Origin of the sequence: Pseudomonas sp. B20, from assembly GCF_020515755.1 — a bacterium.
GTDB classification, from domain to species: Bacteria; Pseudomonadota; Gammaproteobacteria; order Pseudomonadales; family Pseudomonadaceae; genus Aquipseudomonas; species Aquipseudomonas syringae.
This window is the reverse complement of the sequence record NZ_JAHPJG010000007.1, coordinates 171,561-187,880: the sequence shown is the minus strand read 5'-3', so window position 1 is coordinate 187,880 and position 16,320 is coordinate 171,561. Positions and strand designations below refer to the sequence as shown.

Here is a 16,320-nt window from a genome sequence, read left to right as displayed (position 1 = left end):
ATTCAATCATTTGATAACTGACGGGAGTCGACACAAGGCGTAAAATGCGCGGTTTTTGCAGGCGAAAGGTTTCTTGAGAACGCAGCTCACCGAAAAACACAGGGCAGACGGTGCCAGCCCGCTACGGCGTATAGGTTTATCCGACGCGTCCGGCCGCCCACGCGTCGCCATTTTGATGTGCACGTACAACGGGGCTGTGTACCTTCGTGAGCAGCTCGAGTCGTTTTTTGCTCAGACCTTTCGCAACTGGGTTCTTTATGTTTCCGACGATGCATCGACTGATGACACCGTTGGCATACTTTCCGAGTACCAGGCCCGCTGGGGGCGCGAGCGGTTAGTTATTTTCAGCGGACCTTGCAAGGGCTTTGCGGAGAACTTTGTCTCGCTGGTTCGACGCCCTGAAATAGACGCCGACTATTTTGCGTTCAGTGATCAGGATGACGTCTGGTTCAGCGACAAGCTGGAGAGAAGCGTGGGGCGCCTTGAGCTATTGAAGCCCGATAAACCGGCGCTTTACTGCTCCAGAACCCGGCTGGTCGATGCAGACTTGAAGGTAATCGGGGTTTCTCCGCTGTTCAAAAAAGAGCCGTCTTTTAAAAACGCCCTGGTTCAGAGCCTGGCAGGTGCCAATACCATGCTGATCAACCAGGCGACGCGAGATCTTTTGGTCAAATTGCCTGAACACGCCCCACTGATCGCCCATGACTGGCTGACCTATCTTCTTGTTACGGGGTGCGGTGGTCAGGTTTTCTATGATGCCGACCCCTGCCTCTACTATCGCCAACACCACGGAAACCTGATCGGCGCCAATGCGAGCACTCGAGAAAGGCTGATACGATTTCGAAAGATGCTTTCAGGGCGATTTGCCGAGTGGAACGATGCCAACGTGGCGATCCTCAAGGATATGGAGTGTGTGCTCACCGAGGAAAGTCGGCACGTGCTGGGTTACTTTGAAAGCGGTCGCAGGCAGCGGTTGTTCAAACGTGTGTTCACGCTTCGAAAAGCGGGGATCTACCGGCAGACTGTACAGGGCAATTTGAGCCTGATCCTGGCGGTGTGCCTAGACAGAGTGTGAGGGAGAGCAACAAGTCCCCCTCAACCGTTACGAACATTTAATGCAAGCAAAACGAGTTTCGGCGTTTACGTAAATCAGTGAGCCTCTGTTTTATCAGGTGCCTTGTATATCTGATAAGCCGCGTTAGGTGAGTTCGTGACCGCTTCAAAATGGGTGTGAATGTATTCTTCAATCCAACGATGCGAATTGGAGAATCTGAGTTCTTCTCGTCCATCCATCGCCATGTTGAAGACTAATGCGAAACCGGGATCAGCCTTCTTTATGCGTTGAATTTCAGCTCGTTGAAAAGCCTCGCTTCGAGGCGAGAGTGCGTAAATTTCCCAGAGCGGCGCATTGCGCCCCAGCAAGGGATAAGCTCCCGGCCAGAAAGGTAACACCAGTACGCTTCTGCCCGCTGGAGCATAGCGATTGGTCAGATCCCTCAGAAGATGTACCGCTTCAGCCGTGCTGGGGTCCATGGATAGGTTCGAACCGGACACCTCTACCGAGGTCCATCCGTCTTGGGTGCGAGCAAGGACCCCGGGTTGCCAAGCGGCAAGAATGAATAAACTGACGACACTCGTAAGTATGGCCAGTGCCCACTTTAAAGTTTCTGAGTGAAGTGTCCCTAGAGTAATAAAGATACCCAAGAGTAAAGGGTATATTCCCTGTGCGAGATGCCCCACGTCTGCTCGAGCGAAAGCATAGTGAGCATAAGGCAGCGTTGCGCAGGCAACGGCCACAAGTTCTGGAGGCACAGCGCGCCCCTTGATTCGCTCTTTGAATACCCACGCCAGTGCACCACTTCCAAATACTATCAACCCCATGAAGCACAGCCCGATCAGGAACCATCTTGTTTCGATGACGACTCCGGCAGTACCAAAACCCACCGTCCAGGGCCAAGGTATCGGAAGAGGTAAGTTCGTATTACCCTGCTCAAGCATGAAGACAATCGTATCGATGAACGCTGTAAAGTAGCCTGGTGTAAAAAGGCACATGGCTAATACGGGAAGATAGCCAACTGCTACACCTGCGGCCCAAGCCACAATGTCCGTCAAACGGTTATCGGGCGTCGGTGATTTAATTGCCAGCCAACCCACGGCTATCAGACTTGCAACAGCGGCATACACACCGTGGTTACGGCCGAATACGGCAGCGATGCCGACGATGACGCCGAGAAAAAAGTAACGTTTCGTGTTAGGGCTCAACAGCAGATAAGTCAGGCTGGCGACTACGATCATCGAGAGGGACATGTCAATGATCTTATGCCGCGGATACATCCAGGCCATGAGGGTGATAGCCGCGATGCACAGATAAGCAAGTCTTCTTGTCGTGTTAGATCTTAGCGCGATGGAAATTGTCCAGAGCCCTGCATAGACACCTAGCAGTTGAAACACTGCAACGGCTGCACGCAGGGCTACGATGCCTGTGTCACCCATAAGCGCAAAGAATCCCGCGGACCAGTAGTAGCGACCTGGGTCATAGGCCATGAAATCTCGAACTGGTACTTCTCCTTTGATGATCTGTTGAGCGCCGTACCACAGGTAGCCTTCATCCCAAAGGTTAAATCCATCATGGCCCTGCCACAGAAAATTCCCCACGACAAAAGTAGCCGATATCAATAGCAGCATAAAGCTGTTTAGGGTTCGCTCTTTTGTTGCATTGTCCATAGTTTTCGGCCTTGAAGGTATAGCTGTCGTAAGGAGGCGAAGTGCTTTCTGGTTATTTGATGACGAGCAAGACTTTAGATCGACATAGGCTAGACGAGTTTTCTCCAGGTATTTCTAAAACCACGCTGTAGCCGCCTGATTCAGATGAAGACAGGTCTGCTTTGAATGAGAATCCGGACTTCAGAAGCTTGTCGTTTTTGAATGCCTTTACCAAATCGGGACGATCAATAATGACCGGGTCTTTGAACGTGTCGGGAGCGCCTTTGTAGCCCGTCAGGCGGAGCCTGATTTCTTTGGGGGCTTCATTTTTTATTGGGTCGAAGGCCCACCCATTAAACTCAACCACTTCTCGATTGACGTAGATGCTCGCCCCTGTTTTTCCCGCGATCGAATCAATATTGCATTTGTCGAATGAATAGTGAGTGACTTTGGCATTTGGTAAGCTTGATGCATTATCCGGTTTCTTATCACACCCAGAGATGATGGCTGATAGGAGGGTAAGAAAACAGATGGCCGTAAGGGTTTTGTACATGGTTTTTCCTTAGATATTGGTTTATAAACGAGCCAACTTTTTACACATCTCGAATCCTGAACGGCCAATCCAAAGCAGTTGGTGCTTCTCCCTTGGGCATTGGCATCACTGTAGACGCATCAAGGTTTTATAGGGTTGCACGCTCTTCAAGGTGAAATACAGAGTGTGTGGGATCTACGTTTAGAAGACTTGCACTACCGTGACGCAGGTCCGGCCGAAAAGGCAAGTTTTGAAAGGATAAACGTAACGGGAAGTGTCAGTGCTATTGCTGCCAATGGTGCCAACCTTGCATCCAGTTTAAGTTGTTCAACCCAACACCAAAGTATGGCCAAGCTCAAGCAATACTGGAAAGCGTATATAAGCGGCAATAAAATGACTGAGCGCAGTCCCTGATGGCTCTTGAATACAAAAAACCGATTCATGATGTAGGCTAGTAATATTCCAGACACATAAGAAATCGTATAGCTTATGTTGTAGGATAGGAACATTAACAGAACGAGGTAGAGTCCGTAGGTCAGGGCGGTGTTGAAACCGCCTGACATCAGGAATCGGGCAAAATCCTGTTTTAAGAATTTTGAAACAGCCTGATTCATCATCGTGCCATTATTCAGCGTTTGCGATCAGGGATTTGAATTCTTCGTAGTTACGAATGTAGTCCCCGGCATCATAGTAATGCGACGCAAATACCAACAGCACGGCGTCCTGAGAATAGCGATACTGAATACCCCACGTCATCGGCGGCAGGTGGATGCCCTGATTCGGCTTGTCGAGAATAAACTCTTCACGATTGACACCATCATCCGCTACAACATGAACCGAGCCCTTCACGGCAACCAGGAACTGGTGACAGATACGGTGTGCGTGCTCGCCTCGAGTCTCGGCGGTCGGTACGTCGTAGACCAAGAAGTAACGTTCGGACTTGAAGGGTACCGAACGCTCGAATTCGCCCGCCGACAAGCTACCGCGAATATCCGCGACTTCATTCATGGTGTGCAGGGTAACGTTCTTCACCGACGTGGCGGTTACTCCTGGTGCGGCTTTTTCCGGGCGCGTCTCGCTACTGGCGTTGACAGGCTTGGCGTCCACGTAACCAATGATCTTGGCCGGGTTACCTACGACTATAGCGTTAGGCGGCACAGAGCGGGTAACGACGGCACCTGCGCCGACCATGGCGTTGATGCCGATGGTGATACCCGGAAGAATCGTGCAGTTAGCACCCAGTGAGGCGCCTTTTCTGATGATGGTACGCGCGAAACTCTGTGGATAGACTTTGCTGCGTGGGAACAGGTCATTGGTAAATGTGGCGTTAGGACCGATGAAGACATCGTCTTCAATGGTAATGCCGTCCCATACCTGTACACCGCATTTCAGCGTCACCCGATCGCCGATGATAACGTCATTCTCGATGAAGACGTTGTCACAGACGTTGCATTCACTACCGAGGCTTGCGCCTGGCAGGATATGTGCGAACGCCCATACCCGCGAATCTTTGCCGATATTCTCGGACTCGCACAGCGCATGGCTGTGAACAAAGAAATCCTTACCGCTGCTCATGTGTTTCTCCAAATCCCTCGATCCGCATCGGGATGGCCAAGGGCCTATTCTTTGTATTTTCGTAAGTGCGCCATGCATAAGAGCCGACGATGCCCAATCCCAGCAGGTTCAAACAGCCGAGGAATGTGATGGCCAGCATGATCATTGCGTAGCCGGGTACTTCAATTCTGCCTTCGAGCTTGGCGATCAGTGTGAACACACCGAACAGCGCTGCAAATGTAGAGCCGAACGCGCCGACGCGGGTCAATATACGTATAGGCATATCCGTGAAGGAGAATACGCTGTCCATCAGGTAATTGACTTTTTTACGCAGTGTCCACGCAGACGTACCGTGAACCCGTTCCTGCCGGGTATAGGTAACTACCTCGCGGCGATAGCCCATCCAGAATATCTGCGCGATGAGAGAGCTGTGACGCTCTTCAAGAGTCAGCAGAGTATCCCGAAAAGCCTTATTGCAGGCGAACATATCAACACCGCCTGGCGGTATTTCAGGGATGACATAGCGACGGTAAAAGCCCCAGAAAATCTTTGAAGCAGTCCGCGTTGCCCATGGGTCCTGACGACCTTCACGTACACCAACCACAACGTCGATATCGCCGCGCATCAGTACCGTATTCATTTCCAGAACCAGTTCCGGCGGCTCCTGAAGATCTGCAGCCATTACCGCAAAACGGTCGCCAGTGCCATGCTGTAAGCCCGTGCGGATCGCCATGAATGATCCGAAGTTTCTGGACAGCAGGATCAGCTTGGACTTGAACGATTGTGCCGGCAGTTGTTCCCTGAGTAGTTCGTAACAGCGGTCAGGGCTGCCATCCACAACGAACACAACTTCCAGGTCGTGTCCAAGCTGCTTATCAAGCGCCGTCACAGCGACGAGCAAGTCGGGAAGATTGCTCTCGTTGCGATAGACGGGAATGACCAACGTCAGCAAAGTCATATCTCCTTGGAAAAGTGCGCAGTGACCGCTGCGATGACGCGTTCAACCTCGTCGTCACTCAGGCCCGGGAAGCAGGGGAGGGAGATGACGGTATCACATGTACGCTCGGTCACGTCCAGAGCGACGGACGGCGCAGATGAGTACGCTGGTTGTTTATGGTCGGCGATGGGGTAGTGAATATCCGTACTGACTGACTTCTCTTTGAGTGCCGCAGCCAGAGCCGCCCGATCTTTCGCGCGAATCACATATAGATGGGCGACGTAATCATCCGAAACCGAGGATGGAAGCTCGATATCCAGTCCCGCGAACGCTTCGTTATAGCGCTTGGCGATGGAGCGGCGCTGTTCGTTCCAGGTGTCCAGATGCGGCAACTTGATTCGCAGAATCGCGGCTTGCATCTCATCGAGCCGGCTGTTTCGGCCACCAGGGATGGCAACACGGTACTTCTGATCCCAGCCATACTGCCGAAGCTGGCGGATACGTGAGGCCAGAGCGTCATCACCGGTAACCACTGCGCCGCCGTCACCGAGAGCGCCCAAGTTTTTAGTCGGGTAGAAGCTGAAGCAGGCGATGGTGCCGAAGCTGCCTGCTTGCTTGCCATTGCGTCGAGCGCCGTGGGATTGCGCGCAATCTTCAAGAACAGGAATGCCTGCTGCGGAAGCGATCTGAACGATCTCTTCGATGTTCGCCAGTTGACCGTACAAGTGCGTAACGATGATGGCCGCCGGCTTTTCCTTGGCAATTACAGTTTCCAGAGAGTTTTTGCAAAGGGTCAATGTTGCAGGATCGACATCTGCATAAACAGGCGTTGCGCCTACTGCGTGGATGGCAGTGCTGCCATAGAAGCCGGCGTTCGCTACGGCGACTACGCGGTCACCGACGACGATGCCCAAGCCCTTGAGTGCAAGCTCCAGTGCGTCGGAGCCGTTGGCCACGCTAATGCAGTGTTGCACACCGACATACGCTGCGAACTCTTCTTCGAAAAGCTTTACCTCATTACCCAAGACGTACCAGTGGCTGTCCAGAACAGCCTTTAAAGGCGTGGTGAAGTCGAGTCCGGCGTTGGCTTTGGTAGCTGAGAAAAGGGGAATATTTTCCATTGGAATTTCCATAATCAGTAAGACGAACGACTGATGAACTCGCACACATCAGGCATGGCGAAAACTTTGAAGGTTGAGCTGACAGTATAAAGTTTCAAATCACATTTGTCGGGGCTTGACAAAGCAGGAACAGTGCCTTCATAGCCGCTGCGAAGGGCCGACTTGTTGCCCAATGCTGCAGCGACATCCGGTCGCTTGCCCTCGACTCTGAGTGCGCCCACAATTTTTCCAGCTTCTACAGCGATGATGTACTCAGGCAAGCCGTCTGTCTGTGGAGGAACGCTCCATCCCCTAAGTATCCAGCCTTCTGAAGTTTTGCGCACTTCGTCGAGGGTGCCCACTGCGCGGACCTGTTCCAAGGGGGCTTTCAGGAAAAACTCCCCATTATTCAACGACAGCCGGTTTGCCAACTGCGCTGCACTGAGGCTGTCGGTAGCCGGTTTTTTGGACGTATTACTTTCTATAACAGCTTCGGTCACTGACTTTCCGATGGCCGATTTCTGGATGTTGCTCGAGCTAAGCGTGTTTTCTTTCCAGGCCACCATATTTGTCCAGGCCATCCATATCACCACTGCGATGAGGCACTTCACGTGAAACTGGCTTAACCTGGCATTTCTAACAGACGAAGTAGCGTTTCTGGCACGAGCTCTGCCCATGGTTGCGAAAGCAATGAGCAGCGTCAGAAAAGGAATTGTCACGAACAGATATCGACCTTGCGGTTGAGGCAAGGAGTTCTGAGAGGCCAGCATACTGAGCAAAATAATTGACGGGAACAGACCCAGTATCATGATCAGCGGCAGCAGAAAATTCAGAAGAAATACCGGCTTGCTATCGCGTGAATAAATACGAGCTGTCTGTATCGTTGCCATGATGACAAGCAAAATGAACAATACTGCCGCGCCCATGTAATAGGTCGATGGTAAAAATATATTCATCCAGCCAGTGGTCGAAAAGTAGCTCGTCAATGTGAGGTTGAGCCACGGAATGACATTCTCCATGTTTAACAGATGCCCCGAGCACCGGACATAACAGGTCCCAAAGCCTGCAGCAGGGTTATTTCTATGCAGGGCAACAAAGTCGATCTGCCCGGAGATTCCGGAGATCTCCCCAAATTTAAGATAGGTAACAAGCAGCATGGGCACTGAAACAATTACGGCAGCTGTTAGCATCGGCACAACGCGCTGTTTCAGAATTTTGTCTCTGAAAAAATGCTGCGCAGCGAGCATCACCACGACGAAAACCAAGGCAGGCAGCAAGTATAACTTTGCTAGAAACATCAGACCTATCGCGCCGCCGAGCCATACGGCGGTCAATTTATTCGGTGCTTTTAGAAAACCCAGCAGCGCACTGATAAGCAGTGCAACGCTCATCAGTCCGTAGGCGTCACTGTTGAAATAAGAAAAAACAAAGGAGACCTGCGGTATCAGTGAGATGATCAGCGCTGCAAGGGCAGCTGCTTTTTTCGACATGCCTGCCCGGTTTGCGATACGGAACAAGGCGCAGATAAATACTGCGCCCAGTATCCAGTTAAAGCATCTTGCAGCTAGATAGCCCAGATCGCTCGGCAACATCCAGCTCAAACTGTATGAACTGATCAGTGCACCAATTACGTGCGGGAATGGCAGGCCGTGATACCAGAACTCACCTGGTTGCCAAGTGTATCCCGAGATACCACCTGTAAACGCTTGAGTCGGCGCACTGGCTGCTGGCAGGGAATGGAACGATTTCAGGTATTCCAGCAAAAAAAAGTGCGTCGACTCATCAGGTGCGCCATTAAAGGCAATTCCCGCCGACCAAACTGCCAGAAGGATAAAATAGGATATGGCCAGCACTCGTTGGTAACGAGTGCTGGACCAGCCTGTTTGATGATCTGAATGATTAGTTTGAAACACGGGCGACCCTTAAGGCTGCAGAAAATGTCACAGCGCTGTATTGATTGTTTTTGGCGACTGCGATCAATTTTTGAACCTTGGAGGCCAAGCCAGACCGAAATCTTCGTGATCAAGGGTTAAGTTCGGGCTGTAGGCGTAATCAACCTGGATGTTCGGCCAGCGATTTTTGATGTAGCGAATCTCATGTCCAAATCGTTCCTGTTTCTGAGGCGTGTCCTCCAGACCGCGGGTCGCCGATTCATGGTGGTACAACTCAGAGAAAGGTGTCCAGACGTTGAGATACCCAGCTTCCTGAACCCGTAAGCAGAAGTCCACATCATTGAATGCTATCTTCAAATGCTGCTCATCTAGCCCGCCTACCTCATCAAAAATTGACTTTTTAATGATCAGGCATGCGGCCGTGACCGCCGAGAACTCCTGAATTAGCTCCGCTCTACAGAAATAGCCATGTGCACCTTTTGGGAGATACTTGTGTGCGTGGCCGGCAACACCACCTATGCCCACCACAACACCACCATGTTGGAGTCTGTTGTCTGGGTACCAAAGCCTTGCGCCTACTGCACCGACCTTTGGCTGCAACGCAATTGAAACCATCTCGCTGAGCCACTCAGGTGTAATCACCTCGATATCGTTGTTGATGAGACCAATCAGCTCACCTTTGGCGATACGCACAGCACCGTTATTGAGCGCAGAGTAGTTAAACGGTCCATCGTCTCGAAGTACGCGAATGTTTTCTTCCTGATCGATTTGAGCAAAGTATTCCAGCGATTCGGGATCGTCAGAGCCGTTATCAATCAGAATGATTTCGTAATTTTTGTACGTTGTCAGGCTTTTGATGCTGTCGATACACTGCTTGACCAATGCGTAAGCATTTCTTGTCGGTATGACAAGTGTTACAAGAGGCAGCGCTGTCGGCAGGTTATAGTGCACACGGTACTGACCTGTAGGTAGCAACTCTGTCGAGCCAATCCGACCTTGACGTTCCAAATGCTCATCAAGAGCTTTAACTCCCGCCAATGCAGCATAAGGCTTTTCGTCGCCAGCCATGGCTGTACTGCCAGCGTGTATGCGCCAATGATAAAGCACTCGAGGAATGTGAATAATCTGGTCGCGTTTAAGTTTTTCTATGCAACGTAAGGCGAGGTCATAATCCTGAGCACCCTCGAAACCTACGCGGAACTGCCCAACTTCATTTACGAGATCACGACGATAGGCTCCAAGGTGACAAACCATATTTTGCGAACGAAACAGGAACTCGTTCCAGTCTGACTTGAAGTAGGGCGAGCTACGGTTCCCTTCGGTATCAATCTTGTCCTCGTCCGAGTAGATCAATCCTGCATCCGGGTTTTCGCGAATGGTGCGAGCAATCCAGTAAAGCGCATGAGCAGGCAGAAGGTCATCATTGTCCATTAACGCAACAAAAAGACCTTTAGCGACGCCCAGTGCCGAGTTGCTTGCCTGCGAGATGTGACCATTGCTGCCACGGAAAACAACTTTGATGCGCTTGTCTTGCGCCTTCAAAGATTTCAGGTACTCGATCACCGCAGGATTTGTCGATGCATCGTCAGCGAGGCATAGTTCCCAATTGGTATAGAGCTGTGAGCGCACGCTGTCCACTGCTTCACGCAGAAGATCCAGTGGTGGGTTATACACCGGCATGATGATAGAAATAAGCGGGTACTCAATCCAGCGATTCATGTGCTCGTTGATACGATTGATTTCGGCTTCGCCCAACGTGTCGTAATATTGGACCCATCGAGAATAATCGTGTCGATCGGGCACTTCACGCGTCTCGCTTCCGACGAACGCATGTTGAGCTTCACCTTGAACCCAGCGAGCCTGTGCGATGACACCTGCGAGTCCCCTGAGACGCCACACTTGGTAGGCCTTCTTCGCTGTACTGGAAAGTCCACCTCCTCGCTGAACAATCAATGGAATCGACGCAGCAAGACGTTTTGCACGGAAAAATGACCTGGTTATCTTTCTCAGTGGGGCGGTGGCTTTCCAACTGTACGAAGATTGCATCGCGATGATGTGCAGGTTCAAGTTGTGAACATGCGTATCTTTGTCTACAAGTGCCAGACGGTGATTTTCCTGAGCTGCCAAAATCGCAATTTCAAGCTCTGTTAACTTGGCATTATGCTTCTCTTGCGCCTCTCGGGTAGCGGCATCAATATCCGCTAACGCCTGACGGTGCTCTGCTTGAACCTGAAGGTTTGCCGTCTCAAGATTCTCCATCGCAATACGGTGGTTTTCTTGAATCGCCAGATTTGCAGCCTCCCGTTCTTCCAGCGCGACTCGATGGCTTTCCTGAGAGGCAAGCTGTGCAGCTTCGAACTCTTCAAGAGCCAATCTGTGATGCTCCTTGGCCGCTTGGTGCGCAGCTTCAAGCTCTTCGAGGGCTAATCGATGCTTGTCTTGCACCGCCAGATTCTCAGCCTTGAGCTCTTCCAGAGCCTGGCGATGATTTTCCTCTACCGCAAGGTTCGCTACCTCGACGGCGTCTAAAGCTGAGCGGTCTTTAAGATTCAATTCCGATATAGACCCAAGCGCTAGCTTGAGCTCCTCTTCCTGTTGAAGGAGTCGCTCAGCGACCTGACCTTCCGTGAATAAAGTGAACGTAATCTGTATTTTGAACGACTTCCCGGCTAATAGCGAATTGAGATCAACCGGAAGCACGATGTGCGGGTCATCATCCAATGCCATGAACATTGTGCTGTCGTTCACGTCGTTAACGAATGTGGTCGTGCCCGCAGAGTCTAGAGGTGCGCTGGCACTGTCACGCCATGACCATGCTTCCGAATTGGCGTCATAAATGGTGATTGCGTCTACCGAAAAGGATTGACGAATATTGGTGGGATCAAAGCGAAGTGCCGCGCATCGGTAGGTCGCTGGAACTGTGAACACTAAGGTCTGACGTCCATCGTGTACAAATTGACTTATCGTCCGCTCTTCTTTGAAGCCGCCCGCCGCATCACCTATATAGAGCGTCGCCACCTTAGGCGTTTTGTCTCCCAAGGATCCCATTTTCTGAATGGTCGCTTCTGGTGACCAATTAAGAAAGCTCACAGCTTCTCGGCCGGTGACTTTTTCTTGAAACATGGCTTCTAGTAGCGCGTAGCGGTTGAGATCCTGCTCTTTGATCTCAAGGCCCGCAGTGCCAATCAACTCAAGAATAAAATCACGCCTGTTGATCATGGTCGTGCTTGGGTAGAAGGGTACTTTATTCGCTATCAGTAGCAGCAGGCCCCGCATTAGCAGATGGCCGAGTTCGACGCCTGCCTTCATCTCCCATTCGATATCTATGAGGTGCGGGTTGCCTTCACTGTCAATAATGATATTTTGTGCAACTGCGTCAATATAGTGGCCAGGTAAACGAACGTCTATATTGTCCAGTTCAGTAGGGCTTTCTTCAGCAGCCAAGAGCTGGCTTAGGCAATCAAGATAGGTCGTTAGAAAAGGGGTAAACGTTTCAACTGACCAGTCTTGCGTTGTTGAGGCTTCAAGAAATTGTAGGCTGAGCAAGTTGCCTTTTGCGTAGCCATGAGCTGCAGGAAGGATGAATTTGAACGGGGCATCACTGTCGTCTGCCGCTTTGATAGTGCTTAGACGTTGGTATTGGACTTCAATGCCTTCGCTGGTGTCGACGAAAACCGTTGCCTTGCAGTACTCTGCATTGCGCCCTGTGCTGTAGTGATACGCTAGGACATTGCTAGGGACTGCGTCGTGCGGCTGGCATGAAGCGACAACCATAAACGAATTCGCGAGGTCCATGCCCAGATGATTCTCGATCACCACCGGCCAAGCTTTTTCGAGGTTAAATGTGGTGGTCGATGGTAACTGTGGATCTTTCCGAGTGTTCTGGCAGGCCAGTGCAGCAGCGTCAAAATTATTGGCTTTGAAACCGTTCTCTGTGATCAGGGAATTGGGGATTTTGTAGTCCGGATAAGGTGATAAAAAGCTTGATGATGCAAAGCCGGCGAGGGCTATTAACTGATCAAGGCCTTTGCGGCCGAATGTCTTAGGCTGGCGGCCGACATACCGGCCCTCAATACCGTACATGGCGACACCAACGTGATCCTCGGGCGCACCGGCAAAATATTTGAGGCCAAGTTGGTTCTCTATGGCAATAAACAGATAACCGTCGGGTTTGAGCAGCTTTTTAACCCGTTTTAGCATTCCAAGTGCAGGATCTTCGTCATTGCTAAACATGCTGGCGTATTCGAGTACACCGATGAGCGTTACTACGTCGAATTGCTGATCAATCTTCAGATCATCGAATCGTTCAGCAAGCACCGTGACATTATCCAGATCACGTGTTCTGCTCGCTGCGATTGCAGCTCGGCGCGGGCTACCTTCCAGCGCGAGCACGTTAGCACCCACCTCACCGAGGTAGCGGCTGATCGCACCGCAACCCGCACCGATTTCGAGAACTGATTTACCTTTTAGAAGGTGCTCGAACGGGCGAAAGATATTTCCGCGAGTGGAACTAAGGTGATAGAGCTTTGGCCAGTCGGTACAGTAATGCGGAAGCTCGCTCGACAGCACTGAGACATCGCTTGCGTCACGAACGATCCTCGCCAGCTCATTTTCCGAGCTATCGCCGTCACTGTAGGCAATGCCTTGATAATCAGTCCGCACCCATACAGATGTATCTGTATCACGGAGGTAGCCACATCTATCAAGCTCAAACATCAACAAGTACCGGTTCAATTTCCATGGAGGCGCCCAGGTCTATCAAGCCCAGAAGCTTCGGAGTAGGTTCTACGACGAAATGTATCGAATCATAGCGCCGGTCGTGAGGCACGATGTCTTCGCTTTGCCGAGAGGCGATACCGATGGAAATGAAGTAATCACCGGTCGCCAGCGCGTTTCTGAATTTCACTCGCGCTTTTGCCTGTTTGCCAGCGCTGCCTATCAGGCCTGCGCCGTCGCAATCCTGCATGTAAGAGTTGGTGCCGTATACGGTGATACCCTCTTTGGTCTTGATCGTAAAGCCGATAATCGGGTTGACCACAGTGCGATTGAATTGCAGGGCCAGATCAAGAACGATTTCCTCGCCCGATTCAACGCTGTTGGGAAACTCCCTACCCGATGCATTCATATGGAAGTCGAGCAGTGTTGCAGCTCCATCCCCCCAACGGTACTCATGAGGGTTGTAACCAGGCCTGCTGGCGTATACGTCTTCATCAAAACGCAGCGCTATCTTGTCGGTTTCGACTGGGGCGGTTTCCACTCGCTCTGCTTCGGCGAGATCCAGGCTCTTGTCGGTGATAGGGCTCTTCTCACGCCCGAACAGAAGGTCCGTGTAGCGGTTGATGACCGGGCGCGATTCGCCGATCATCTCGATCCTGCTCTTTTCCAGCAAAATCGCGCGATTACAGTGGGTGACCACTTGTTCGCTGGAGTGCGTGACCAGCAGGATACTGGTGCCATTTTCTTTCAACTGCCTCAGGCGCTCAAAGCACTTGGCCTGGAATCGTGCATCGCCAACGGAAAGTGCCTCATCCACGACAAGGATTTCCGGATCGACCTGGGCCTGGACTGCAAACGCCAGGCGCACGGCCATGCCGCTTGAGTAGGACTTGACCGGCTGATCGAGGAATTCGCCTATGTCGGCAAAGCCGGCGATCGCGTCAAAGCGCTCGTCCACTTCGTCACGCGTCAGCCCAAGCACAGCTGCGTTCAGATAAACGTTTTCGCGACCGGTAAACTCGGGGTTGAAGCCAGACCCCAGCTCCAGCAAGGCCGCTACCCGGCCACGTGTGTGAATCTCGCCGACAGTCGGGTTCAATGTTCCGCAGATGATCTGCAGCAAGGTTGACTTGCCTGAACCATTGCGGCCCACGATGCCGACTGTTTCGCCTTTACCGACGTCGAAGCTGACGTCGCGCAGGGCCCAGAACTCCTTGCCATAAGTAGTGGTCGGCTGTCCTGACCAGCGCTGAATTCTAGGCACCAGTGCTTGTTTCAAGCGGTCGTGCGGCTTGTCGTACGTGTAAAAACACTTCGAGACGTTTTGTACGCTGATAACCGGTTGATCAGATGACATCAGCGAATCCTTTACGTGTTTTTTGGAAGAACCAGAACCCCATGGCGGCAATTACCGCGCCAATCACAATGGCGATACCCAGGCTGTCCCAGTGCGGGAGGTTGCCGAACAGCAGTACGCTACGGCTCTCTTCGATAATGTAGGTAAGCGGGTTCATCTGCAGCCAAGGGCGATAGACCTCAGGAAGCGCCGCCACCGGGTAAAGAACCGGCGACAGAAACAGCAGGACAGTGGTCAGAACCGTAATGACATGGCCGACATCGCGTAAGTAAACGCCCAGGGATGCGAGAAACCAGCTGATACCCAGTGTGCCCAAAATCAGCGGCACCAGAATCAGCGGGAACAACAGCGCCGTCCAGAAAAGCGTATGCGAGATCAGCAGTTGTGCGATCACCAGCACTATCAGGCTGATGCAACTGTGGAAGAGCGCCGAACCCAAGGTGATAACCGGTAGAATTTCCAGAGGAAACACCACCTTCTTGACGTAGTTGCTGTTACTCATCACCAAAGAAGGAGCTCTGTTGGCACACTCTGCAAACAAGCCATGCACGATCATCCCGACGAACAGCAGAATAGCGAAGCCGCCTTTGCCAGTGTCGACGCCGACCCAACGCGCGCTGAAGATTTCAGAGAACACGAAGGTATATACCGCCAGCATCAACACCGGGTTGAAGAATGACCACGCCAGGCCCATCACCGAGCCACGGTAGCGCCCGATGACTTCTCGCTTGGTCATTTGCGAGATCAATGAGCGGTTGGTCCACAGGCTGCTGACGAGCCGCAAAGGGCCCGCCGAGGGGGTTTTATGAGGGTTCATTAAGCGAACACCTCGGCGTCTTCGAATACGACGGCTTTCTGATCTTTGGCAGACAGGGAAGGTGCTTCGCCGAATGGCCAGTCGATGCCCACGGTGGCGTCGTTCCAGGCAAGGCTGCGTTCATGTTCCGGCGCCCAGTAATCGGTGGTCTTGTAAAGGAACTCGGCGCTTTCGGACAGAACAACGAAGCCGTGCGCAAAGCCTTCCGGAATCCACAGTTGTTTTTTGTTTTCGGCGGTGAGATGCAGTCCCACCCATTTGCCGAAGGTCGGGGAGCTCTTGCGCAGGTCGACCGCAACGTCAAAGACTTCTCCGACGGTTACTCGGACAAGCTTGCCCTGTGGCTGTTGAATTTGGTAATGCAAACCGCGAAGAACGCCTTTCACCGAACGCGAGTGGTTGTCCTGAACGAACGTTACAGGCCGTCCAACGACCTCTTCGAATGCCTTCTGGTTGAAGCTTTCAAAGAAAAAACCGCGATCGTCGCCGAAGGTCTTGGGCTCGAATACGATGACGTCTGGAGTGGCGAGGCGTGTTGCATTCATAGGTAACGTATCTCCGGGATGCTCATCAGGGTCTGCTCATAAGGCCCTGGCTGGGGCAGGCGTGTGTTGAAAAAAACCTGCGCCATGGAATTTGATTGCGCCATTAAAACGCGTTTCACGATATCGAGGCTCATGGGCGTCGGGTGCCCCATAGGCTGTCCACCTGG

General features: G+C 52.0%; 12 protein-coding genes. 1 reads left to right on the top strand and 11 read right to left on the bottom strand.

Going from position 1 to position 16,320, the window contains the following annotated elements:
* Positions 1-175 precede the first annotated feature (175 nt).
* Positions 176-1,075, top strand: a complete 900-nt coding sequence (locus LIX91_RS10250) for a glycosyltransferase family 2 protein (protein ID WP_230412540.1) — start codon at positions 176-178, stop codon at positions 1,073-1,075.
* 74 nt (positions 1,076-1,149) lie between these two features.
* Here the strand turns inward: LIX91_RS10250 and LIX91_RS10245 are convergent, their stop codons facing one another.
* From LIX91_RS10245 to rfbC, 11 genes are all read right to left on the bottom strand, one after another.
* Positions 1,150-2,724 carry a hypothetical protein gene (locus LIX91_RS10245; protein ID WP_161428589.1) on the bottom strand — a complete coding sequence of 525 codons (1,575 nt, stop codon included), beginning with the start codon at positions 2,722-2,724 and terminating at the stop codon, positions 1,150-1,152.
* 52 nt (positions 2,725-2,776) lie between these two features.
* The gene (locus tag LIX91_RS10240) at positions 2,777-3,256 is read right to left on the bottom strand and encodes a hypothetical protein (protein ID WP_226488433.1); all 480 of its coding nucleotides are present in this window, start codon (positions 3,254-3,256) and stop codon (positions 2,777-2,779) included.
* 194 nt (positions 3,257-3,450) lie between these two features.
* On the bottom strand, positions 3,451-3,852 hold the full coding sequence (locus tag LIX91_RS10235) for a GtrA family protein (protein ID WP_003365666.1): 402 nt from the start codon (positions 3,850-3,852) through the stop codon (positions 3,451-3,453).
* Positions 3,853-3,859: 7 nt separating this feature from the next.
* Positions 3,860-4,810: a WxcM-like domain-containing protein gene (locus tag LIX91_RS25620; protein WP_003365665.1), complete on the bottom strand. Its 951-nt coding sequence runs from the start codon at positions 4,808-4,810 to the stop codon at positions 3,860-3,862.
* On the bottom strand, positions 4,797-5,747 hold the full coding sequence (locus LIX91_RS10215; RefSeq protein WP_024652606.1) for a glycosyltransferase family 2 protein: 951 nt from the start codon (positions 5,745-5,747) through the stop codon (positions 4,797-4,799). The genes LIX91_RS25620 and LIX91_RS10215 overlap by 14 nt, the downstream gene beginning before the upstream one ends.
* Entirely contained in the window at positions 5,744-6,847 is a 1,104-nt protein-coding gene (locus LIX91_RS10210; protein WP_181017069.1) for a DegT/DnrJ/EryC1/StrS family aminotransferase, read from the bottom strand. Before LIX91_RS10210 ends, LIX91_RS10215 begins: the two co-directional genes overlap by 4 nt.
* 14 nt (positions 6,848-6,861) lie before the next feature.
* Positions 6,862-8,739, bottom strand: coding sequence for a glycosyltransferase family 39 protein (locus LIX91_RS10205; RefSeq protein ID WP_103695905.1), 1,878 nt, complete (start codon positions 8,737-8,739; stop codon positions 6,862-6,864).
* Positions 8,740-8,802: 63 nt separating this feature from the next.
* Entirely contained in the window at positions 8,803-13,434 is a 4,632-nt protein-coding gene (locus LIX91_RS10200) for a glycosyltransferase (protein ID WP_103695904.1), read from the bottom strand.
* The gene (locus tag LIX91_RS10195) at positions 13,427-14,791 is read right to left on the bottom strand and encodes an ABC transporter ATP-binding protein (RefSeq protein WP_226488432.1); all 1,365 of its coding nucleotides are present in this window, start codon (positions 14,789-14,791) and stop codon (positions 13,427-13,429) included. Before LIX91_RS10195 ends, LIX91_RS10200 begins: the two co-directional genes overlap by 8 nt.
* The gene (locus LIX91_RS10190) at positions 14,781-15,608 is read right to left on the bottom strand and encodes an ABC transporter permease (protein WP_003404908.1); all 828 of its coding nucleotides are present in this window, start codon (positions 15,606-15,608) and stop codon (positions 14,781-14,783) included. The genes LIX91_RS10195 and LIX91_RS10190 overlap by 11 nt, the downstream gene beginning before the upstream one ends.
* The gene (gene rfbC / locus LIX91_RS10185; RefSeq protein WP_226488431.1) at positions 15,608-16,153 is read right to left on the bottom strand and encodes a dTDP-4-dehydrorhamnose 3,5-epimerase; all 546 of its coding nucleotides are present in this window, start codon (positions 16,151-16,153) and stop codon (positions 15,608-15,610) included. The genes LIX91_RS10190 and rfbC overlap by 1 nt, the downstream gene beginning before the upstream one ends.
* Positions 16,154-16,320: the final 167 nt, after the last annotated feature.